The organism is Gelidibacter pelagius (assembly GCF_017581925.1).
Classification (GTDB): Bacteria; Bacteroidota; Bacteroidia; order Flavobacteriales; family Flavobacteriaceae; genus Gelidibacter; species Gelidibacter pelagius.
Map to the genome: position 1 here is coordinate 1 of NZ_JAGEVG010000016.1, position 22124 is coordinate 22124.

The following is a 22124-nucleotide window of genomic DNA, read 5'->3' on the forward strand; positions in this document are numbered from 1 at the left end:
ATAAAATATTATGCGATGTATGAATCGAGGAAAGATCGCATAAATGCTATGGAAACAATCTATTTTAACATCTCTTAAGTTGACGCCTATGCGCTTTTTAGCGGGATCTTTGGCTTTTATTTCCCGATGCTCTGCGTCGAAACAAAAAAAAATCTAATTGATACCTCGTCCCCTTGGGTTGAAGTTGTTCATTAAACTCATATTATGAAAATAAATTTACTGTCTTGTGATGCTCCGAGACCCGATAGAAGAGCTATATCCAAATGTCTTATAGAGATTTCCTCAAGCATTGATGAATCCTTATCGAATGAACTTACTGATATACTTTTGGAGGGAGATGCCGTAGCTATCGAGGTGGAAGATAAAGAAGCGGGATCTGTTTTAAGAGCTTTGCGAAAATTGTCCATTGACTACGAAATTATAGAATAAAACAAATTATCACTTCCGAATAATTTAAAAACAGCTGGGAATGATTTATAGACTTATATTATTTTTAATACTAAACTTTGCTTCTGTCGGACTTGGACGTTTCATAGGAGGGGAGGGGCCAAAGTCTGAATGGTATGTTGGGATGAACACGGCGCCTTGGACTCCCCCAGGATTCGTCATTGGCCTATCCTGGACTCTAATACTGATTTGATTTAGTATTTATCTGTCATATTTGTGGCCTACGGTGGAGAATAAAAAACTACTTCTTGGCCTATTAATACTATATTATATATTGAGCCTTGTCTGGAACCCTATCTTCTTTCAATACCAACAGATTTTAGCGGGTTTGTTTCTAATAATTGGGCTTGCTGTAGTTGTTGGTTTCATCATGTTTTATTATTGGACAAATGTGAAGCTTAAATCGCTTTTAGTAGTTCCCTATTTTCTTTGGTTAATCTTTGCCACATCGCTAAATGCTTATATCCTAATAAAAAACTAATCGGATAATTCATTTAAATCACATTAATTTCGATTTCATGAAACCTCATTGATTTATGATTGACACCAGGTTCAATAAATTTAAACTAAAAATTACTTCCTATGATTTCTTTTGATAATTCTAAAGAACTGGTTTTTATCGCAATAGAAATATAGACTTCTGAAGCAATTTTTAAAATTTCTAAACCAAAAATGTAGCATTTTAAAATTCTTTCCTTAGTGGGATAGCGTTAGCTTTAAATTTGGACAATCCGTCCTGAATGACATCTAAGATAGGCTCCACTGCGGTTTTAGTGTCATCTGTATTACATGAATCAAAATTTAACAAACACCAAATTATGCTCCTCCTTAGAACCTAAAGCATATGCTTATTATGTGATCCGTTTTAGCGCGCTATGATATAACATTGATTTAAATTTAATTTCTACCTTTAAAAACATTCTGTAAAGACATGTAGCTCTTGATGCTGAAACGCGAATGAATCTGCAAGATTTAGTGAAAAACATTCATCAAAAGCTGAATACTACTTTTGTGATGGTCACTCATGATATCGACGAAGCCGAAAGATTGTCCACCCGAATCATTCACATGGATGCAGGAAATATTAAGACAACACTTAACGAATTTCCATCGAATTCATAAGAACATTGACAAATCCGAAAATGTAATCGGGAGTGATAGTCGGAATATCCCTGAAAAATGGAATTTCCTTGATATACGTGGAGTCTCCATTCAGTGGGGTTTGAACCATTGATTTTATATCCGTTCGAAAATTCACACAAAAAAACCTACAATTAATTGATTATTAGTGTTTTATTTGACAAAGAGGGGCGACACAAAAAGTTGTGGAGTTTTGAAAAATAAATGAACTATAATATAATATTAAACCTGCTTCAAAGGGTATATAGTTGTTCTAAGAAATCTAATAACCTGTATAGTTATTTTAAGACAGGTCCAATACATAGATACTCCATAGATACTCCATGGATACTCCATGGATACTCCATGGATAGTGTATGGAATGGATAACGTCGAACGGTAAATCCCACAACTTTTTGACTTGATCCCCTTTCAAGCCGAAGGGGCTTGAGTCGTTCTAATAAGTAAAAAACCCACGACTAAAAAAAGTCGTGGGTTCCTTTTGCGGAGAATGAGAAATTAATGCTATTGATCCCAATACTCGTCGCACCTTACAATAAAGCTGAGAATTGCTAAGGCAATTTTTGGACTTTTGTTTTTATCCACTTAAGATAACGGTCTGTTTTCAAGGCTCGTAAAAAAGAAAAGGTCGTCTAAATGGTTTTTAGACGACCTTTTCTTTACAAATATTTCTTAAGGCTTGCTCTGTTTGAGACCCCTCTCAGATAAAAAAACTTATTCTAGTAAACTTAAATCCGCAATGCCGGCAACCTCGGTAGAAAGCTCACCCAACCAGCCCATATTGGCCTGGATTCCAGTTTGGATCTTTATAAAATCAATCCCGCTTAAATGCACTGGGTTTCCTTCTGTATCAATGGCATCTGCAATATTTATTTTATCTCCGCCTGGCGTATTGTCTGCATAGCCATAGTCGAAAGGTGCACTGGTAATCACTGACGGATTGCTCATATCGATACGACTATTTGACAACAATGTTCCAGTAAGCGTATAAGAGTCTTCTGTAATCCATTCTGGATAATAAGCTTGTTTGTGAAATGCGTTTTTTAAGACAAAACCAGTATTTCCTCGATTGTCCTCCCAGGCCACATCGTCTTCTGCCGTTTCAGGTCTGAAATACGTCACTTTATAAGTTCTAAGAGTTCCTTCTTGAGCATGCGCACTTCCATTAATCTCGTACCAAGTGTCGTCAGGCAATCCATTCCCGTTGTCGTCCTGCATCACATACACAACACCAGGCTCAGCAAAAGTTGGCATGGCATTTCCATAAATGATAAGATCATCTTCATCTTCGCGATTAATAACGGTATGATCAAAAGCATAACTTACGGAACCGCCCCAAGCTCCCAAGGTTACTAACCCACGTTTCCCGATAAGTCCTTCTGCACTTTCTAAATTTCCAACACCCTTATTGATAAACTGACCTGGGGCTGGAAGGTATTCCAAAAGTTCAGTTATATAGGCGTTGCTCTCATCTGTTATAGGTCTTATTTTAGCCGCAACCTCAATAGTATAGTCATAATTAAATGTCCCCGTTATATTTGAGGCTTCATAAGATAGGGTATAAGTTCCGGAATTGGTCGGTTCAAAAACATAGGTATCCACAGTGGCAACAATACTGTCACCTAAAGTCCAATGTTCAGTATATTCTGAATTGTTTAGATTGACGGCTGCAAATTTTAAGGTGTCTCCAACCGTAATCTGAAGTTCTTTTTCTAATTTGGACATAGAAATTTCCGGTGCTAAAACCTGTACATCATCGTCATTAGAACATGAGGTGAAAAGTAGGGCAAGGGCAAAAAAGGCAAGAAGTAATTGTTTGTAATTGGTTAACATTGTATTCATTATTTAAGGTTTAAATTATTCGTAATTAAAAGTGATATGTGCCGGAATATCTCCTGTTTGAACGGACCATTTGAGCGCTCCATCAGGTGTAAAACAATAGAGGTTTCCAGGGGTGACATAATCTTTGGCGTCGGTAATCAGTACCTCATCGGTTTCAGGATTGACCGCAATCCCATAGGGCATCTCAATCAGGCTCTTGTCCTTTTCGGAAATATAGGTCTGGTCTAAAATCGTTTCTGTTTTAGTGTCCAACATGAGGTATGATATCTCATAGTCGCCAGTGATAAAGCTGAACTCCGAATTGTACATATAGGCAATATCTTTGTGTATGGTCAAATTGCTGACGCCAATATCAAAACTCTTTTTAACCGTTTCTGTGTTGGTATCAACCACAAACAATTTGGAAGGTATCTCGTAATAATCACCTCTTGAAGTCACGTATAAATCTCCTTCACCATCTATTTTAAGACGATGGAGGTTGATACCTACTTCAATGCGATTGACCTCTATAAAAGTATTGACATCAATTACTGAAACGGTGGACTCGTATTCTGGCGGACTATAGCCTCCGGAATTGGCGACGTAGATTTTGCCGTTGTAGGCCACCAGTTCTTCCGGTTGACGTCCAACCTCCACCCGACGTGTAATGTTCAGACTGGTGGTATCAATTTCGGCCACGATACCGTTGGGAGCCTTCGGATCGCCGATAGTTCCCAAGTAACTGCTCAAATACGCCTTTCCGTTATAAAATGTAAGATATCGGGGATTATCAATATCAATTTGCTTAATGCGTTTGCCCGAATTCACATCGAGCACTTCCACTTTGTTGGAGCCATTCACTACCACATATAACTTTGAACCATAAATTCCTATATCGTTACCAACATCTCCGAGCCCGCCAACAAGATCAGGATTGGCTTGACTGAATACAGTGCGTTTATAGTCGCCCGTTTCATAATCCATATAATCCAATGAGGCTTTATTCATTGACATATTGCCTTCATTTAAAAGATAGAAACCGGCTACGGAAGTTGGATTTTGACCTCCAGGGTTTTGAACATCATCATCTGGGATGGGATCATCGCTTTGGCAAGCGTATAATCCGAAGAAAATTAAAATTAATGCACTAATTTTTTTCATAGTTGTTTGTTTAAAATATTAGAATTGATAATTAAGATTTAGCCGGAAAGACCTTCCGGGCATTGGAAAATTTTTGATAACGGCATAATGTTGATCAAATAGGTTGTTGACTTCTAGGCCAAACTCTAATGGGTTTTCCTCAAAAATGGGAAGCTCATAATTGACCGATATATCGTGGGTATACCAAGGTTGTAGATAATTGGACGCGATGTTTGCTTTTTGGCTATAGCGTTCACCGGTATAGATGAAGCTGTAGTTGAGGGCGATATTTTTATAATCCATCATCAAGGTGGCACTACCACTATGCTTGGGCACATAAGGGATTTGTTGACCAAAACTGTTACCGCCAGGCGTCTTGTCTAAAGACTCTTGGAAAGTATAGGTGAGGCGTGCACTGTAATTAATATCAGCACTGATCTTCCCAGAAGTGGTTACGCTGGTTTCTATCCCCTTGGTTTCCACTTCGCCCAAATTATACATGGTCCATCTAAACAGATTCGTCCCCGGAATGGCAACAATTTTATCCGTAATCCATATATTATAAATATCGCTGGTGACATTTAAAAGGGTAGAACCTAGATTCTTTTGCCAAGAAAAGCCCAGGTTGATCTGTTCTGAATACTCCGGATCCAAAAAAGTATTACCAACAAAAGTGTAATACAGATCATTGAAAGTGGGCATCCTGAACATCTTTTTATAAAATCCGCGAAGCCTAAAATCGGCCGATTTAAAAGGCTGTACGTTAAAAAGAAGACTTGGTGAAAATTCCTGAAAATCATCCGCAGCCTCATAGTACTTTACAGATTCATAAACTCCGGTACTTAAAAGACTTGCTTGGATAGTGAGTCTCTTAAAATTAAAATCGGAGGCCAATACATTGAGTAGGGTGGTTCTTTTTGGATAGGCAAAACGATACATATTGGACTGCATGGCGTTGTGCTGAACGTCGGTGGCCAGACTCAATGTCCAATACGGCTTGACTTTGTACGTGTGCACCAACGACAGGTAATACTCTTGCTGATCGTAGGTGTTTTCCAGAAATCCGGTGGTCGTGACGATTTCGGGATCTAAATACCGCGAATAATCGTCACCATATTTACCGCGGACTTTAATAGCATACGTTTCTCCAAATTGATGTTTATAATCGGCTTGTAGAAAGTTATTCCGATCCCACAAACGTTGCGGTCGTGCAAACCTATTGGCCACAATAGCCCCAGGCAGACCTCGTTCTGAATTGTAATGGTAATATTTTACGTTCCAAATGTCTTTGTTTTTGTGATTACCGTGTATCGAAGCTTCCACGCGATAGGATTTGATGTCTGCATTATTTCGTACCGCCGTGGTATCATAAATACCATTGGAATATTGAAATTTATAGCGACCGTGAGCGTTGACCAGCTCGGTACTGAGCCGGGCTGAAATAGCATCGTTGATTTTATAATTGAGATTCAGAGACGGATTAAAAAGTCCGAAGGACCCTGACCGCACGCCTACAGCTAATTGATAGGTTTCGTCAGGTTCAAATTTTGGCGTTTTAGTTTGCAGATAAATGGTATTGGAAGATGCATAAGCTTTTGCCGATTGTTGCATCTCACTGCGCTGTCCTTGATACAGACTGACCTGCTGCATATTATCGAGCGAGAACTTCCCGAGATCGACCTGCCCATTTTGTGCATTCCCGAGTTGAATCCCGTCAAAAAACACCCCCGTATGTTGTGATCCCATACTACGAACATTAACTGTTTTGATGCCGCCGATGCCCCCGTAATCTTTGAGTTGAATGCCGCTAAAATAGCGTAGTGCATCCGCAACACTTAAACTGTTCAGTTTTTTTAATTGTTCTCCAGAGAGGGATTGCACCGGGGCTGGCGAGGTGTGAGATTCGAATCGGTTTTTATCATGACGCAAGAAAATTTCTGGCAACGCTACCGGTGTCAGCGTATCCTGCGTTTGGGCCCAAAGTGCGGTCGGACAAAAGAGCAGTCCAAAAATAAATATTGTAATACGTTTTAAATAGGTCCTCATAATGACAGTGCGCCAACGAGGACTAACAAGAAAGGTAAGCCGCTTCGTAAGAACCAAAGCGTCTATACAACCATTCCAAGCTTCAATCCCCGAAAGCCTTATAGAATTACATGAAATGGCAGGTATTCTGACTTGCTTTATCCACCCGGCCTTCCCATCTAAACAGACAGTGACCATAATTGGGTTTCATCAAAAAGCTTACAGCTGCGGGACAGTTCTGGAATTACACCAGATTCCCATTTAATGTCTGCCTAAGCAGACAACCGTTTCTTGAAAATTTTTAATAATTGGCAAATATAGATATTCTTTTTGAGGAGGCAACATATATTCGCTGCTTGGATGATTCAGGGTTTTTGGGAGACTATGATATATTTTATTAGCTATGGAGTAGGGGTTATGTAGGGGTCTGAAGCTTTGTTTGCTTAAAATTCTTGATCAAAAGATTGAAGAGTAATGCTGTAATTCTATATGGATTAAAATTGAGGCTTTTAATTTAGGTATCGGATATTAATAGTCCCCATCACAATTTGGGAATAGAGAGCATATTGTGTAGCGTTTTAAAACTAAAAAGTTTAGAAGAATGTTAAATTTTGACTTTGAAAGAAACAGTGCTTGACAAATGAAGTTTTCGATGTTGATAGTGTATGATTGTATCAGGTTACATATCTGAAGATGTAAGAGAGCTTTGTTAATAAAATTGCAAAAGTTCTTGATTGTTGATGCTATGTGAATATCTAAAGTATTAAAGACGAGTTAATTTTCCTATTTTAGAGGCTTCCTAACACTCTATAATAGATTATGCCATTATTTCAAACCTCCGTACTTAAATGATGAGATTGCTATTGTAGAAAATAGTTAGTAATGAAGTTTCAGAGTTTAAACAAACTCATTCTTTTCAAACAATTCAGGTTATGATTGACATAATAGAAATAGAAAATGCTTTGGATAGGATTAATGGGGACATCTTCCAAGAGTTTTGTATTCATTTTTGTATTTGAAACTAAATCCAAATACAATTACTCCGATTGGTAGTGTTATCGGTAAAGAAAAATCAAGAAAGGGTTTTCCGGATTCATATTTCACTAGTGATGATAATAAATTAATTTTTGCCGAATATACTACAAGAAAAAGAATAGAAAAGGGACAAAGTTTTTTCAATAAACTAAAGTCTGATATTGAAGACTGTTTTGATACTTCAAAAACAGGATTAAAAAAAATCTATCTATTTATAAACAAAATCAACAATATTCACATAAAAAAACACCCAATTCAAACATGACTGGGTGTAATTTTGGGTGTCAAACTCATAACCAGCTGATTACCAGATAGATTCTTGGTGAAAGAGGGACTATTAAAAAATGATCCCAATAGATTATCCTGTGCAAGCATAGAAACCCACGCATCGCCAGAAAAAGGCGATGCTGTGTTTTTTATTTAGTTCCACTCCTTTCAAGCCGAAGGGGCTTGAGTGGTTGCACTAAATAAAAAACCCACAACTTTCGTCGTGGGTTTCCTTTTGCGGAGAAAGAGGAACATTTTTTATCTTTTAGATATATTTAAAATCAATTAGTTATAGCTAATTTAATAGATTTACTCACCGAATTACGCACCTACATTGATTTGTTATATTTCATCTAAAAATGCATCAAAATTTTCGAATCATCATACTCACTTAATCTCTTTTACTTGGTAACATTGTTTTTATACAAAAATAAAAAATAGTTTGTGTATCCAAGGTTGTTATTTAAATTTGTATCCTTTTCCTATTCAATTTTTGCAAATGCTTTATAAGTACATTTTTGTGCAAATGGTAAAAAATGTTTTGCCAACTGATTTAATTAGGGGATCCTTATTTTACCTCTGACGTGTTATTACATGTGGTTCGATTGTTGCTAATTTTTAAGTACTAAGATCAACGTGAGTAAGATTTTTACTTAATCTATAGGTCGAAGCTGATAATGGTCAAACTTCAAAATACTTCAATGTTTTTCAAATTTTAAATATGGTAGATGATTTATGTGGAAATATTAGAGATCAAATAAACCTGGTAACCACAAGCTTAATTCAGGAATATAGGTGACCAATAATAATGCAATAATCATCGCTAGGAAAAGAGGCAGCAGGGGCCTGAATACTTTTTCGATGGTGGTATTTGCAATTCCAACGCCCACAAAAAGTACGGAACCAACGGGTGGTGTACATAGCCCGATACATAAATTCAAGATCATCACAATACCAAAATGCACAGGATCCATTCCTAATTTCATGATAATAGGCAAGAAAATGGGGGTAAATATCAATACTGCGGGGGTCATGTCCATAAATATACCGACCAGTAACAATAGGATATTGATGATAAGTAAAATCACAATTGGGTTATCACTCAATCCTAGCAATAAGTTGCTCATGTCTTGAGGGATATTCTCATAGGACATAACCCAGGACATGCTCATAGAGGCACCAATCAACAACATGACGATGGCTGTTGTACCAACAGACTCCAAAAGAATTTGTGGTAATTTTTTGGTTTTGATCTCTTTGTAGTAATACCCTAAAATGAGCGTATAGAGTACTGCGATCGCAGAAGCTTCAGTTGCTGTGAATATACCAGCCACAATGCCCCCAATAACCACAACCAAGAGCATCAAACTTGGAAAAGCTCTTACAAATGTTTTGGCGACTGCTTTCAAGGAACTTCTTTCACCTAATTTATATTTCTTCTTTTTTGCATATAACGATGCCACAATCATTAAAAAAAGACCTGTTAAGATTCCAGGAATATAACCTGCCAAAAATAAAGCGGCAATAGAGACACCGCCACTGGCCAATGAATAAACAATGAGCACATTACTTGGGGGAATAATCAATCCGAGGGTTGATGAAGTCACATTTACTGCCGCACCAAATTCTTTGGAATAGCCTTCTTTTTCCATTTCTGGGCCTAAAATACTGCCCATAGCGGAAGCAGATGCCATCGCTGATCCGGCAATGGCGCCCATCAGCATGGCGGCCACTACGTTAATAAGTGCCAATCCACCTGGCAAGGCACCAACCAGGGTTTTGGCAAAATCAATGAGGCGATGCGCAATGCCGCCTTTGTTCATTAATTGTCCCGAAAGCACAAAAAACGGAATGGCCAATAGTGCAAAACTATCCAATCCGGTAGCGATGCGCTGGGACACAGTGGTCAATGCCGGAAGCATTGAAATACTGGTCATCATGGTCAATAAAGACGAGATGGCAATGCTCCATGCCACTGGAACGCCAATGAGCAATAATCCGATAAAACTAAATATTAGAACGTAGATAGGTAGATACTCCATTAGAATTGTTTAAGATAAATGTCCGATATTTTATAGTAGATAATAAGGATGCCACTGATAGGTATAATTAAATATACCAGAGCTAAAGGAATTTGTAGTGCTGGCGAATGCTGGTCAAGAATATAGGTAATATAGACCAATCTTAAACCGCCGACTACCAAAGCCCCAAAGCAAAAAAGTATGATGATAAAGTTCACAAACTTCTTGAGCTGCACTTGTTTTTCCTTACTCAAACGGTTAGGTAATATATCTATGGCAACGTGCATTCTTTTTCCGGAAATGTAGGCGGCGCCCAGGACCCCAACCCAAATCATGAGGTATCGGGCAAGCTCATCAGTAAACGAACTTGGAGCGCCCATAACAAATCTTGTAAACACCTGCCAAAGAACGTTTATAACCATAATACCCATAATAAGGGCAAGAATATAACCTAAATACAGGTCTATTTTTCTTCGAATTTCCATATTGTTTGATTATCGATTATTAAAAGAATTACTGTTTTATATTATAGGGTTGAAAATTGTTCTAATTGGTCTCTTGAATTCTCTTAATGAGACTGTATATTTCAGTATTGTCCCTATAAGAATCATAGACCGAGGTTACTTTTTCCATAAATGGCGTCTTGTCAGGTCTTGAAATGGTGACACCAGCTTTTTCCACTGCCGCAAGAGCTTCCTCTTCAGCATTAGCCCAAAGTTTTCTTTGATATTGAACTGAAGCGTCAGCCGCCTCTTGCACCCAACCTTGCTCTTCTTTATTAAGTGAATTCCAAAGATGCGTACTCATAATAAGGACGTCAGGAATGGTGGTGTGTTCATCTAACGAGAAATACTTACAAACTTCATATTCCCTGGTCAAGTAAAATGTAGGGGGATTGTTTTCAGCACCGTCCACAACGCCTTGCTGTAACGCCGTATATAACTCTCCAGAAGAAATTGGAGTTGGCGCGCCTCCCATGCTCTTGATCATATTCATGGCGGTGACACTTTCCATGACTCGAATTTTCAATCCTTTCAGATCATCCGGTTTCTCAATAGGTGACTTCACGGTATAAAAACTTCTGCTCCCAGCATCATAATAGCCCAAACCTTTTAACCAATATTTTTCACCACCATCCAAAAGCTCTTTTCCAATCGGGCCATCTAGAACCCTAAAGGTTTGTGCACGATTCTTGAACAAATACGGTAATCCAAACACTTTCATATTTGGTGAAAAGTTTTCCATAACGGCGGCGGACACCTTGGTCATTCCCAAACTTCCAATTTGCAGAAGTTCCAGACATTGACGCTCTGAACCTAATTGTTGATTTGGATACACGTGGATTTTTAAAGTACCTTCAGATTTCTTCTCCAGTTCCTGGCCCATAAATACCATAGCTCTGTGTACAGGATGTGTTTCATCCAGACCGTGAGCCAACTTGATTGTTTTGGCTTCTTCAACCGATTGGCAGGACACGAGTCCAAAAAACAGAGCAATCGCAAAAAACGTATATATATATTCCTTCATATTCAAACAGTAATTAATGTTTTAGGGATTTGATGGTCTCTATTGTCCAACGGACCTGTTCTTCCAGCTTTTTAAAATTCTGTTGATCCACTATGTCCTTAGTAATCAGTTGAGAACCCATGCCAACACATGTCGCTCCGGCATCAAACCATTCCTTAAGATTTTCTTTATTTGGAGATACACCTCCAGTAGGCATGATGTTGGTCCATGGCTGCGGACCTTTGATGTTCTTTATGAATTTTGCACCAAAACTATCGCCAGGGAAAAGCTTGACAATTTCACAGCCCATCTCTTCGGCCTGTGCAATTTCTGTTAACGAACCACATCCAGGAGACCATAAGACTTTGCGTCTATTGCAAACAATAGCAATGTCTTTACGAAATACGGGCGTTACGATAAAGTTGGCGCCCAATGCCATGTATAAAGAGGCAGATGCCGCATCTGTTATGGAACCAACACCCATGACCATTCCTGGTAATTCACTAATGGCATATTTGGTCATTTGGCCAAAGATCTCATGGGCAAAATCCCCGCGTGCCGTAAATTCCAGCAGACGTGCACCACCATCATAACAGGCTTTAAGAATGTGCTTGCTCAATTCTAAATCTTGGCTAAAGAATAAGGGTACCAATCCCGTTTCTTTCATGATGTTCACCACTTCTATTCTTGAAAATTGTGCCATAAACTATTTTTTTACACGGTTTTATATAAATTATCTTGAGACCAAACCTGAGGCATTTCCTTTGACCATCGCTTCTACTTCTTCAAGGGTAGCTAAATTAAAATCGCCCGAAATAGTATGTTTCAGGCAACAGGCTGCAACTGCAAAATTGATTGTGTATTGAGGATCAAAAGGGGTTTTCAACAATCCATAAATAAGGCCTCCCATGAAGGCATCACCACTTCCAACACGATCAACTACAGGAGTGACCTCACTAACGGCAGCGGTATATACTTTCGCTCTATTATAAAAAACACCGCCTATCTGTTGATGGGACGCACTTATGGAATAGCGCATGGTAGTAGCCATATATTTCAAATCGGGATACTGCTCAAAAAACAAATTATAATACTGAGGCAAACTGTCTGTATTTTTATAATCAAGGTTGAGCTTATCCTTTCCGGTCATCATAAATGCCGTGTCAAGATCACCCAAGATGACATGGCTATAATTTAAAAGCTCTGGCATAATGTCTTTCGGTGCCTTACCGTATTGCCAAAGCTTTGATCTATAATTTAAGTCAGTGGTAATTAGAACTCCCATACCTTTGGCAACTTTAACCGCTTCCAAACACACATCAGCTGCATTTTGGGATATAGCCGGTGTAATGCCGCTCCAATGGAAGACACTTGTATCTTGAAAGACCTTTTTCCAATCGATCATACCAACCTCAATATTAGAAATAGCCGAATGATTCCGATCGTAGACCACTTTACTGCCACGTGTTCCTGCACCAGTTTCTAAAAAGTAAATTCCCAAACGTTCGCCACCGTACACAATGTTTTCTGAAGATACATTTTGTTTGCGTATTTCCATCAATGCTGATTGCCCAATATCGTTATAAGGAAGTCTGGTTACGAATTCAGTGGGAACACCATAGTTGGACAGTGAGACAGCGACGTTAAACTCGCCGCCCCCATAATTGGCCATGAAAGAATTGGCTTGGGAAAATCTTAAATGATGCTCCGTAGATAGGCGTAACATGATTTCTCCAAAGGTGACTACTTTTTGCATTTATTGAATATTGTTTAATTAGAACTTGATATAAAGTCTTGCTCTTTTCTTGTTTCTATCCATAACTTTTTTTGGGTGCGGGTCTTTAAGGTTATTGGACAGTTAAGAGCACTAATCTAAAGTAACAGTCATTGGGCTTTTTATTTGTTTTGAAAAGCGGTCCAAATAGGCTTCCCATAATTCCTTTGTTGGATACTGCCCTGATTTTTTCCAAGCAAAACCGGCATAATAGATGACTCTTTCATCTAAAACCTCAAGATGGGCATAAGCATTGCTTAAATCGGTAACTTCGGTGTCATACGTTTCGTAATCGATAAAGTACTTTTTAGGTGCAACAATGGCAGTTCCTATTTCAGTATCCGCAATAGGTTGCCAATAGCTTACCCATCCCTGATCTTTATCGCCACTGACCACACCGTCATTTTCGTGCAGGGTCAATCCAGCCGAAATTTTGTCCACACCTTTAATACTGGTGTCATACTTTGAGAGATTTTGACCCAGGTCCAAACTAATTACTTTGGATTCGGTGATTTCATTTCCCGCAGCATCCCAATTAGCGTATTCCAAATAAAAACTTGTTCTGAGTGGACCAGTAGTAATGGTACGCCATTGGGTAAAGTTTTTTGAAATATAGTATGCTGTATCCACTTTTACGGCAATGCCACCAACGCCACGGCTAGGCCCGACATGAAAGTTGTCAAGACCTTCACCGGTATCTTCATGATAGCTTCCTGTACCGTCTGTAGCTTTTTGGTACCACTTGTTGATAATTGGATACTCGACTCGTTTTAACCAAGCATCAACACCGCTGGATAGAGTGCCACCGGGAATATTCTGCTCAATCATTTGTTGTGCTACAGGGCCATAGACCCTAAAAGCGACTTTGTCATTTTCCCACGCATAATCATCGGTACGTTCCGGTACAAAGCGCGAGTAGCACAATTCCGGTGCTTCAGGGCGCTCTGCCTCGGTAACAGTCACAATTTCAAAAGATTGTTCACTATTGGCTTTGATTTCCGGTTGAAAGATGATGAGGTCTAAAATCCCATCTCCATCAGTGTCAATGGTCTGTGTAACCAACAATGTCTGGGTATCGATATTTTTGATACCCACATTAGAAAGATCATCCACTTTTAAAAAGTCTTTGGTCAATTCAACCGTTTCGAAAGAGCGATCCATGTCCAAACTGTTTTTTACTGTAAATGTTTTCGCTTTTTCTTGATCAGCACATGAAGCCATCAATGCGAATAAAGTAATAAACAAGGCGTATTTACGAAGGTGCAACATCATTTTTTATTTTTCGTTAGAAGGTTTTCCGATGGTCGCCAAAATTCCGCCATCTACATAAACGACATGGCCATTGACAAAATCACTGGCTTGGGAGGCTAAGAATATAGCAGTTCCTTGTAGGTCTTCCGGATTTCCCCAACGCCCGGCAGGAGTTCTCCCAATGATGAAATCATTAAAAGGATGTCCATCAACGCGAATTGGTGCGGTTTGGCTTGTCGCAAAATATCCAGGACCGATGCCGTTGGTTTGGATATTATAGCGCGCCCATTCTGTAGCCATGCTTTTGGTCAGCATTTTTAAGCCACCTTTTGCAGCGGCATAGGCACTTACAGAATCTCTGCCCAACTCACTCATCATTGAGCAAATGTTTATGATTTTTCCGCCACCTCTGTTGATCATACTTTTGGCAACGAATTTTGAAACGATAAATGGGCCCACAAGATCCACTTTTATGACTTCTTCAAAATCGACAGTTTCCATTTCTATAATTGGTGTTCTTTTGATAATCCCGGCATTGTTGACCAAAATGTCAATTGGTCCAACTTCGGTTTCAATTTTCGTGATGGCGGCTTCGACCGCTTCCGTATCCGTCACGTCAAAGACGTAACCATGAGCGTTTAAGCCTGAATTCTTATATTCCTTAACCGCAGCTTCCAAAGAATCTCCAGAATGGTTGTTCACTACAATGGTGGCGCCTGCATTTCCGAGGCCTTTGGCCATAGCCATGCCAAGACCGTGAACAGCACCTGTTACCAATGCTACTTTTCCTGTTAAATCAAATAATTTAGTTGACATAATATAGTGTTTTATGAGTTTATCTTAATTCGTTTATTTTGCAATGGTCCATGTCGCCATAGTCTAAGTTTTCTCCTGCCATCCCCCATATAAAGGTATAGCTGCTGGTTCCGGAGCCAGAGTGAATTGACCAAGGAGGGGAGATGACCGCTTGGTCATTGGCCATCCAAATATGCCTTGTTTCGTGTGGTTGACCCATAAAATGACAGACTGCTTGATCTTCCGGAACTTCAAAGTAGAAATAGACTTCCATGCGTCGGTCATGTACGTGGGCAGGCATCGTGTTCCACGAACTACCTGGTTTTAGTGTAGTCATTCCCATTTGTAATTGGCACACGTCTACCACAGTATTGACTATGTACTTTCTTAGTGTTCTTGCGTTGGCAGTTTCTGGTGCTCCCAATTCAATAACTTCAACATCATCAGTACCTATTTTTTTGGTAGGGAATGCTTTATGGGCAGGAGTGGAGTTCAAATAGAACTTAGCAGGTTTATTGGCAGATGTACTTGAAAAAGTGACATCCTTGTTGCCTTGTCCTATATAGAGGGCTTCTTTATGGTTCAACACATAGTCTGTGCCATCAACCGATACCGTACCTTGCTCGCCAACATTGATAATACCTAATTCTCTTCGTTCCAAGAAGAACTCGGATTTTAGAGCATCAACAGTCTCTAACTTTAAGGGTGTGCTTGTTGGTACTGCACTACCTGCCATGTACCTATCATAATGTGTATAAACAAAATGGATTGTATCTGGCTTCATTAGTGAGTCGATCAAGAATTCATCACGTAATTTCTGGGTGTCGTAGGATTTTACATCATTCGGAGACGCCGCATATCTTACTTCATAGGTCGTTTTCATAACTTCAGTATTATTTATTAATAAAATTTTAGTTGTTCTAATAATTAGAATTGTAAATGTAACAAAATAAAAATACAATCGATTGTATTTTTATACTTATCTTTGCTATAGGAGTTTTATCTTTAGTAAAAGAAGCTTCTGACATTGAAAGCGATCATATAAGTTGAATTTTGATTAATTTAGAATTTTTCAAAACACACTATATTACCTTAAATTTTGTTCCATTTACGCTATGAGCCCCGATAAAATAACCATACACGATATTGCTCGGATTCTAAATGTTGATAGTTCTACCGTTTCACGGGCACTTAACGACAGTCCCAGGGTAACTGAAAAAACTAAAAACAGAATTATTGCCAAGGCCCATGAATTGGGGTATCAGCGGAATGATTTGGCCTCAAACTTGCGCAAAAATAAAACCAATACCCTGGGTGTTATTGTGCCTCGTATTTCAAGGCATTTCTTTTCTTCTGCCATTGCGGGAATTGAAGAGACGTCTTATAATCTTGGGTATAATGTTATTATTTGTCAATCCTTGGAACAATTGGAACGCGAGCATAATAATATCAATACCTTAGTGGCGAATAGGGTAGATGGTGTTTTGGTATCCATATCTATGGAGACGAAAAACTACGAGCATTTTGAAGGCCTAAGAAAGCGAAAGATCCCATTTGTTTTTTTTGACAGGCATCTCGATATACCCGATACGAGCAGTGTCCTTATTGATGATTTCCAAGCTGGTTTTGATGCTACAGAGCATCTTATAATAAAAGGATGTGAAAAAATCGCCCATTTTTCTGGGCCCATGCATTTGGAAATCTATAAAAACCGTTGTGAAGGCTATAAAGCGGCACTTCTAAAACATGATATGGAGTTTAGTGAAGAACTGATTTTTAGTTCCCGCCTAATGGAACAAGACGGTGTGGACAATGTCAATAAAATTATAGAGTTACCTTATAAGGTAGATGGTATCTTTTCAGCAAATGATGTTGCCGCCATTAGTGCCTTGCAACAGCTCAAAAGAAATGGATATAAAATACCTGAGGATATTGCCATTGTAGGTTTTAGTAATGAAGGTATATCTGCCGTGATTGAGCCGTCGTTGACGACTATCAATCAGCCTGGGTTTGATATTGGAAAACGGGCTGCTGAACTTTTAATTTCTCAGATCACTAATTCTAATAAAAACTTCATCAATGAGAAAATTGTTATTCAGGCGAGTCTTGTAGAACGAGATTCTTCCCAGCATAATATGGCCTTTTAAGAAAGGAGACTAAATAGACTTAAAATAAAAAGGCTTACCCGAAATTTCGAGTAAGCCTAATTGAGGGTTTCTATTAATTCAAACTATTTTACAACAAACTTTACGGTTGCTATTTGATTGGTTGTTCTTTCAAATACTTTCAAAAAGTATATTCCAGATGACAATCCTGCAGTATTTATTACTGTTCCTTTTGCTTTTTGGTGACAGGTTCCTAAAATATCGTAAACTTCAAAAACGACATCATCCGAAAATCCTGACAACTTGAAATTTAGATGATCACCTGAATTCACAGGGTTTGGATAGACAAATACAGAGAACTCTGATGGATTGTAATTAACTGGAAGATCTTCCAATCCGAGAGTGGTATTGTTCAAGTTTCCTACATTGAACTCTGACACTTGAATGGTACTTCCTGAGTTAACATCCCATCCGGTAATAACTAATTTAATATAACGATAGCTCACTTCAGGGAAGGATACTTTAACTTCTGGTACATCGGTTGCAATAGGCACATCTTCAACTATTGGGTTGAAGGGGCCATTTTCTGAATTACTACCATAGAAGGATACTGAAGTCGCCCGTAGAATGCTTAAACTATTGTCCGAACGGTGTCTATAGGTAAAGAAGCTAATATTTTGAAGAGCTTGCATGTCTATGGTAAAGGACGGTTCATATTCTGGATCAGCCGTAATTCCTCCAAAGGTCTTTCCTGGCTTTACAAACAAAAAGGCGGTTTGTGTATTGTCATCTATGATATACTCTGGCTCTGAACCTCCCACAACCGTATCCGTAGGCCCTTCTATTGAAGTTTTAATGATCCAGCCTGATTTATCCAACAAAGTTTCTTTGCCTGGGTAAAGAGGCGAGTCTTGGTTAATATTAAATCTTAAGGACTGTCCTAAATGAGGACTGGAAGCGCTATAAGTGATTAATCTTGGCTCTCTAACTTCAGAGGTTACCACACCCAAATTAATCGGAATTGTTTCATTTTGTGGATCTGCAACATAGATGATCGCTTCGGCTTGATCTACATCTTTGGCCAGTACTACACAACCTGCATCTGCTTCTATCGCAAAATCATTATGAACGAATTTCGAGGCTTTATGAAACACCAAGCCGTAACTTTTTTGTGCTTTATGGTAAACGGCTTGTAAAGAATCAGAATTTACCAAGATTTCAATATCTGAAATCATATAAGTATCTACTTCTGCCTCAGAAACTCCTGGAACAATTACGTAGGCGTAGGTGTCTTCCGTAGGATCGACACCATGGTCAAAGGCTAATGTGAAAACGTCTTTTACAACCGTAGGCTCATTTGCATAATTGGTGTTTATACTTGACCATAAACCAGTTTTTTGCTGCGCCGATAGATTGATGTTGCCATGCTCTGGAAAGTAATAGGCTACTTTATCGTGATATACCCAATCTAAGTTGTTGTAATCATAATCGCCTGAGATTATGGAAGATTTTGTACCACCGGAAGACACGGTGATATTCCCCTCAAGAAGGTTCTGATTGACGGTTGTATTTACTTTTAGACCTGAAGTGGATTGAATGCTGTTTCCTAAACAAACAATTTCATTATCAAAAAAGAACCATGCTTTATTCGCAGAAGTATTGATTCCACTGTAAGTGTCGTTATATTGATAGGCGGAAACGGTATTTAAATTATCGGTTACTCCACCAACAAAGTCTGATGTTCCTTTCTGAAGATAACTTGATGCTTGGGGAATAGAAGTGTATTCTGGAGAAGTAACGCCAGGGATTTTAGACCAGTCCCACACTGGGAAAATATTATAATACTCATCGCCATCAACAAAAATTCCAGTAGCACCATCGGACAAAAAGTATTGTTTGATGCCCTCTCCGTTATCGCTTAGGTATTCATTGCGAACCGTTCTATTGGAAACCATGCGTAAATCTACTGTATAGGCTGGTTTGTTGTGTAATGTATAATCGGAATGGTAATAATGAACGCTCGAAGGTGTGATGCCATAGTTTGGATCTTCGGCTCCTGTTAATCGAGAAATTACATTATCGTAAATTGCCGCATTTGCAGGATCAAGACTTTTCATTCGTTCAAAGATACTTGTATCCCCTGTCTTTTTTGTGGCGTTAGGTCGGGTAGAAGCCCGTCCTAAAGGGTTGAAAAGCATATATTCACCTCTAAATATAGTTGCATAGGAATCCTTTACCAAATTACTTAGAATTTGCAATCTATCAGATGGAATGGCATATTCTGTGTCTACAGCATACATGCTTGCCTTGGTAATTCCTGTTAGAAAAACATTTCCATAGGAACCAGTATACAACTGGCGTCCGTGTTGTGTGTAAGAATTATCATATTGTATCCCTTCACTTCCTGTTGTTAGCTCAATAGGCGAATAGATATAGGTCATTGTCTCGTTCAGTAAATCGGAATCTTTGATAAGACAAGCTCTATACATATGGTGCAAAGCCACATCAATGCGGTTGGCGCCAGTTTGAGACGAAGGGTTTCCTCCATTATTGCTTAAGCGTGCAATAGCTGTGTTCAATAAGACTTCCGGAATTCTTTCACTCCCTAAATAATCCATTAGGATAAGATACTGTCCCATTAGTTTTGGTTCTCCAATTTGGTTATAATACCAATTGTTTGAGCTTGGTTGCTCGGTTTGCCAATATTGAAGCATTGTATCCATCTTTGCTTTTAAGGAAGTATCTTCATAGTAGGTGCTTCTCTCATCAGTGTAGGCCAGCCCCATATCCATTAAACGGTCTAAATGCACTAGTGGAGGCCAGTCTGTTCTGGCGGTTGATGAATAATCGACATCCGGAAATGCACCATCTGATTGCAATTGAGCCAAGTAAGAAGCAACATCTGCATCTCTTTGACTAACATCTTTTGATTTCTCTTGTATGAGGTCAGCAACAATACGCTCTTTAAACAAGTCAAATACCAACCTGTCCAAGACCGTTACTTGACAAGTTGCTGTAATCGATGGGTCATTTATGGCTATAGCCGTTATAGTCACGGTACCTAGAGCGAGACCTTTAATTTTATTGTCTGAAGTAATTTCTACGATAGACCCATCACTAGATTCCAACGTAAATTCCTTATTGGCTACAAAAATTGGAGAGAAGTAAACGTTTAAAGTTTCAATATCATTTATCACAAGGTTGTACTCCTCATTTTCGAAGGCTATTGCCGTTGGAGTTACTGCATTGCCTATTGCCATTATTTTGGTGTCAAAATCTACGGGACTTGAGTACTCGCCCTGCATCCAGACGATATCTAAAGGAGCGTTTTCAGGCAGATTTTTTACTCGCCTTGGACGTATGTTCACTTGGCTGGAACTTGTTCCTGAAGTTAAAGTTTCTGCCTCATGCCACGTACTTCCTGAATCTGAGGTGGTATATTTGTAGATCTCGAAAACACCTTGCTCACTTCTTTTAGATAAATAAACTGTTGATAAGTCGTTGGCAGCAAAGTTAAGACCTCCTGAAGAAAAAGAATGTGAAGGAAACCGCGATTGGTTTGCAGAATAGGCAGCAGTATGCAGACCATCACCTGCATCGGCTATTTCTGTGGTTACCCATTGGTTGCTGACACTGTCCCAACGAGCCTGATGGTAAACATGTTCTGTACCATCAGGGTTAAAAGTGTCAAACAACACAACAGGTTGATCATTGGCATCTAATTGAATATCGTAAGCCCAAGCCTTTTTGCCACCCTCTTGTTCATTAAAAATCACATCTGGTGGACTTCCGGCATCAATGGTTGACTTGACTATGAGTGTTCCATCTGCTTTAAACAAGTCAAAACTTAATCCTGTGGTAGGTGTTGAAGTTCCTACCAATTTCATATAATGTATTGAACCTTGGTTATAAGCGTAGAAATTATCTGATTCACCACCACTGGCCAGCTGGGTAAAAACTATATGTATTGCGCCATCACTACCTTGGTAAGCCTTCATGTACGGGATATCTAATTTTACCCTATAATCATTGCCATTTTGGATGGGAAATAATCCTGCACGCCTAGTACCACTGGCTAAATCTGCATTTACAGTTTGATCTGTTGCCGAATTTAATCCTGCTCCATAAGTTATACCAACACTATTTTTTCCACGATATAATACATATATATCGTCTCCCACGGCAAATGGAAGAGTCCCACCGGCACCATATGCTATAGCTGTTTTTGGAACGGACCAATCCGAAATATCTTCAGGATTGGTAGAAACCCAAATGAAATAATGGGCCTCTCCTTCATTTCTCGAAGCAAACAATAGAATTTGACCATTCTCCCTTACTAACAACGCCGGCGAGGCAAAATCGCCCCTATAGCTGGAAGCGACGATAGTCTCTTGATAATCACCTGTTGAATGATCATACGACGCTGCCACTAGGGACTTATTACTGTTTACCCATGAAAAATAAGACTTCCCGTTATGGTAAACGGCACTTGGCTGCGAATTCACAGACCAAGCACCGTCTTCAGTTAAAGGAACTGTAATCTTTTCCTGAGCACTTAAAATGTTGTTTCCTAAAAGGAAAACAACAAGTAATGCAAAGAGTAATTTGTTTTTCATAACAACTATTTAAGAATTAATAAATTTTTGTTGATAAAGCTTGTAATTCAGTTGCTTTAGGTTGGAACAAATTATTATTATATCTTAAGTTACAGTTGTCTTATTTGCTTTAGTATTTGCCGTTTCTGGTTGTATTTTCAAGTATTTATGCCAAGATGTCTACGGGTGTCACTGTTTTATG

16 protein-coding genes, 1 pseudogene and 1 riboswitch are annotated in these 22124 nt (G+C 38.9%); of the genes and pseudogenes, 5 read left to right on the forward strand and 12 right to left on the reverse strand.

Features of this window, described 5'->3' with window-relative positions:
- Nucleotides 1-204 precede the first annotated feature (204 nt).
- The 3 genes and pseudogenes from J4051_RS13575 (at nucleotide 205) to J4051_RS13590 (ending at nucleotide 1569) form a co-directional block, all read left to right on the forward strand.
- Nucleotides 205-429, forward strand: a complete 225-nt coding sequence (locus J4051_RS13575; protein WP_208234425.1) for a hypothetical protein — start codon at nucleotides 205-207, stop codon at nucleotides 427-429.
- A gap of 40 nt (nucleotides 430-469) precedes the next feature.
- Nucleotides 470-928: pseudogene (locus tag J4051_RS19270) on the forward strand (TspO/MBR family protein).
- 476 nt (nucleotides 929-1404) lie between these two features.
- Nucleotides 1405-1569, forward strand: a complete 165-nt coding sequence (locus J4051_RS13590; RefSeq protein WP_208234428.1) for a hypothetical protein — start codon at nucleotides 1405-1407, stop codon at nucleotides 1567-1569.
- Between the two features lie 732 nt (nucleotides 1570-2301).
- Here the strand turns inward: J4051_RS13590 and J4051_RS13595 are convergent.
- From J4051_RS13595 to J4051_RS13605, 3 genes are read right to left on the reverse strand one after another with little or no spacing between them, the layout of a single operon-like run.
- Nucleotides 2302-3429 carry a hypothetical protein gene (locus J4051_RS13595; RefSeq protein ID WP_208234429.1) on the reverse strand — a complete coding sequence of 376 codons (1128 nt, stop codon included), beginning with the start codon at nucleotides 3427-3429 and terminating at the stop codon, nucleotides 2302-2304.
- A gap of 15 nt (nucleotides 3430-3444) precedes the next feature.
- Nucleotides 3445-4569: a YncE family protein gene (locus J4051_RS13600; protein WP_208234430.1), complete on the reverse strand. Its 1125-nt coding sequence runs from the start codon at nucleotides 4567-4569 to the stop codon at nucleotides 3445-3447.
- Nucleotides 4570-4587: 18 nt separating this feature from the next.
- On the reverse strand, nucleotides 4588-6594 hold the full coding sequence (locus J4051_RS13605; RefSeq protein WP_208234431.1) for a TonB-dependent receptor plug domain-containing protein: 2007 nt from the start codon (nucleotides 6592-6594) through the stop codon (nucleotides 4588-4590).
- Nucleotides 6595-6694: 100 nt separating this feature from the next.
- A riboswitch (cobalamin riboswitch) is annotated at nucleotides 6695-6877 on the reverse strand.
- 711 nt (nucleotides 6878-7588) lie between these two features.
- Here J4051_RS13605 and J4051_RS13610 point away from each other — a divergent pair.
- The gene (locus J4051_RS13610) at nucleotides 7589-7873 is read left to right on the forward strand and encodes a hypothetical protein (RefSeq protein ID WP_208234432.1); all 285 of its coding nucleotides are present in this window, start codon (nucleotides 7589-7591) and stop codon (nucleotides 7871-7873) included.
- Between the two features lie 748 nt (nucleotides 7874-8621).
- On the opposite strand, the gene J4051_RS13615 is transcribed toward J4051_RS13610, so the two are convergent.
- The 8 genes from J4051_RS13615 to kduI form a co-directional block, all read right to left on the reverse strand.
- Nucleotides 8622-9917, reverse strand: coding sequence for a TRAP transporter large permease (locus J4051_RS13615; RefSeq protein WP_208234433.1), 1296 nt, complete (start codon nucleotides 9915-9917; stop codon nucleotides 8622-8624).
- Entirely contained in the window at nucleotides 9917-10381 is a 465-nt protein-coding gene (locus J4051_RS13620; protein ID WP_208234434.1) for a TRAP transporter small permease, read from the reverse strand. Before J4051_RS13620 ends, J4051_RS13615 begins: the two co-directional genes overlap by 1 nt.
- Before the next feature lie 61 nt (nucleotides 10382-10442).
- Complete coding sequence (locus J4051_RS13625; protein WP_208234435.1) at nucleotides 10443-11423, reverse strand: TRAP transporter substrate-binding protein; 981 nt, start codon at nucleotides 11421-11423, stop codon at nucleotides 10443-10445.
- 13 nt (nucleotides 11424-11436) lie between these two features.
- Complete coding sequence (locus J4051_RS13630) at nucleotides 11437-12105, reverse strand: bifunctional 4-hydroxy-2-oxoglutarate aldolase/2-dehydro-3-deoxy-phosphogluconate aldolase (RefSeq protein ID WP_208234436.1); 669 nt, start codon at nucleotides 12103-12105, stop codon at nucleotides 11437-11439.
- A 30-nt stretch (nucleotides 12106-12135) separates the two neighbouring features.
- Nucleotides 12136-13158: a sugar kinase gene (locus J4051_RS13635; protein ID WP_208234437.1), complete on the reverse strand. Its 1023-nt coding sequence runs from the start codon at nucleotides 13156-13158 to the stop codon at nucleotides 12136-12138.
- 111 nt (nucleotides 13159-13269) lie between these two features.
- Nucleotides 13270-14448: a DUF4861 family protein gene (locus J4051_RS13640; protein WP_236027445.1), complete on the reverse strand. Its 1179-nt coding sequence runs from the start codon at nucleotides 14446-14448 to the stop codon at nucleotides 13270-13272.
- A gap of 3 nt (nucleotides 14449-14451) precedes the next feature.
- On the reverse strand, nucleotides 14452-15243 hold the full coding sequence (locus tag J4051_RS13645) for a gluconate 5-dehydrogenase (protein WP_163517492.1): 792 nt from the start codon (nucleotides 15241-15243) through the stop codon (nucleotides 14452-14454).
- Between the two features lie 19 nt (nucleotides 15244-15262).
- The gene (gene kduI / locus J4051_RS13650; RefSeq protein WP_163517491.1) at nucleotides 15263-16105 is read right to left on the reverse strand and encodes a 5-dehydro-4-deoxy-D-glucuronate isomerase; all 843 of its coding nucleotides are present in this window, start codon (nucleotides 16103-16105) and stop codon (nucleotides 15263-15265) included.
- Nucleotides 16106-16337: 232 nt separating this feature from the next.
- On the opposite strand from kduI, the gene J4051_RS13655 reads away from it, so the two are divergent.
- The gene (locus J4051_RS13655) at nucleotides 16338-17369 is read left to right on the forward strand and encodes a LacI family DNA-binding transcriptional regulator (RefSeq protein ID WP_208234438.1); all 1032 of its coding nucleotides are present in this window, start codon (nucleotides 16338-16340) and stop codon (nucleotides 17367-17369) included.
- Nucleotides 17370-17452: 83 nt separating this feature from the next.
- On the opposite strand, the gene J4051_RS13660 is transcribed toward J4051_RS13655, so the two are convergent.
- Nucleotides 17453-21943 (reverse strand): polysaccharide lyase family 8 super-sandwich domain-containing protein, encoded by a 4491-nt coding sequence (locus J4051_RS13660; RefSeq protein WP_208234439.1) that lies wholly within the window; start codon nucleotides 21941-21943, stop codon nucleotides 17453-17455.
- Between the last annotated feature and the right edge of the window lie 181 nt (nucleotides 21944-22124).

Coding starts and splice junctions, on each gene's coding strand:
- J4051_RS13575 (WP_208234425.1), top strand. CDS start 205: ATGAAAATAAATTTACTGTCTTGTGATGCTCCGAGACCCGATAGAAGA.
- J4051_RS13590 (WP_208234428.1), top strand. CDS start 1,405: ATGAATCTGCAAGATTTAGTGAAAAACATTCATCAAAAGCTGAATACT.
- J4051_RS13595 (WP_208234429.1), bottom strand. CDS start 3,429: ATGAATACAATGTTAACCAATTACAAACAATTACTTCTTGCCTTTTTT.
- J4051_RS13600 (WP_208234430.1), bottom strand. CDS start 4,569: ATGAAAAAAATTAGTGCATTAATTTTAATTTTCTTCGGATTATACGCT.
- J4051_RS13605 (WP_208234431.1), bottom strand. CDS start 6,594: ATGAGGACCTATTTAAAACGTATTACAATATTTATTTTTGGACTGCTC.
- J4051_RS13615 (WP_208234433.1), bottom strand. CDS start 9,917: ATGGAGTATCTACCTATCTACGTTCTAATATTTAGTTTTATCGGATTA.
- J4051_RS13620 (WP_208234434.1), bottom strand. CDS start 10,381: ATGGAAATTCGAAGAAAAATAGACCTGTATTTAGGTTATATTCTTGCC.
- J4051_RS13625 (WP_208234435.1), bottom strand. CDS start 11,423: ATGAAGGAATATATATATACGTTTTTTGCGATTGCTCTGTTTTTTGGA.
- J4051_RS13630 (WP_208234436.1), bottom strand. CDS start 12,105: ATGGCACAATTTTCAAGAATAGAAGTGGTGAACATCATGAAAGAAACG.
- J4051_RS13635 (WP_208234437.1), bottom strand. CDS start 13,158: ATGCAAAAAGTAGTCACCTTTGGAGAAATCATGTTACGCCTATCTACG.
- J4051_RS13640 (WP_236027445.1), bottom strand. CDS start 14,448: ATGATGTTGCACCTTCGTAAATACGCCTTGTTTATTACTTTATTCGCA.
- J4051_RS13645 (WP_163517492.1), bottom strand. CDS start 15,243: ATGTCAACTAAATTATTTGATTTAACAGGAAAAGTAGCATTGGTAACA.
- kduI (WP_163517491.1), bottom strand. CDS start 16,105: ATGAAAACGACCTATGAAGTAAGATATGCGGCGTCTCCGAATGATGTA.
- J4051_RS13655 (WP_208234438.1), top strand. CDS start 16,338: ATGAGCCCCGATAAAATAACCATACACGATATTGCTCGGATTCTAAAT.
- J4051_RS13660 (WP_208234439.1), bottom strand. CDS start 21,943: ATGAAAAACAAATTACTCTTTGCATTACTTGTTGTTTTCCTTTTAGGA.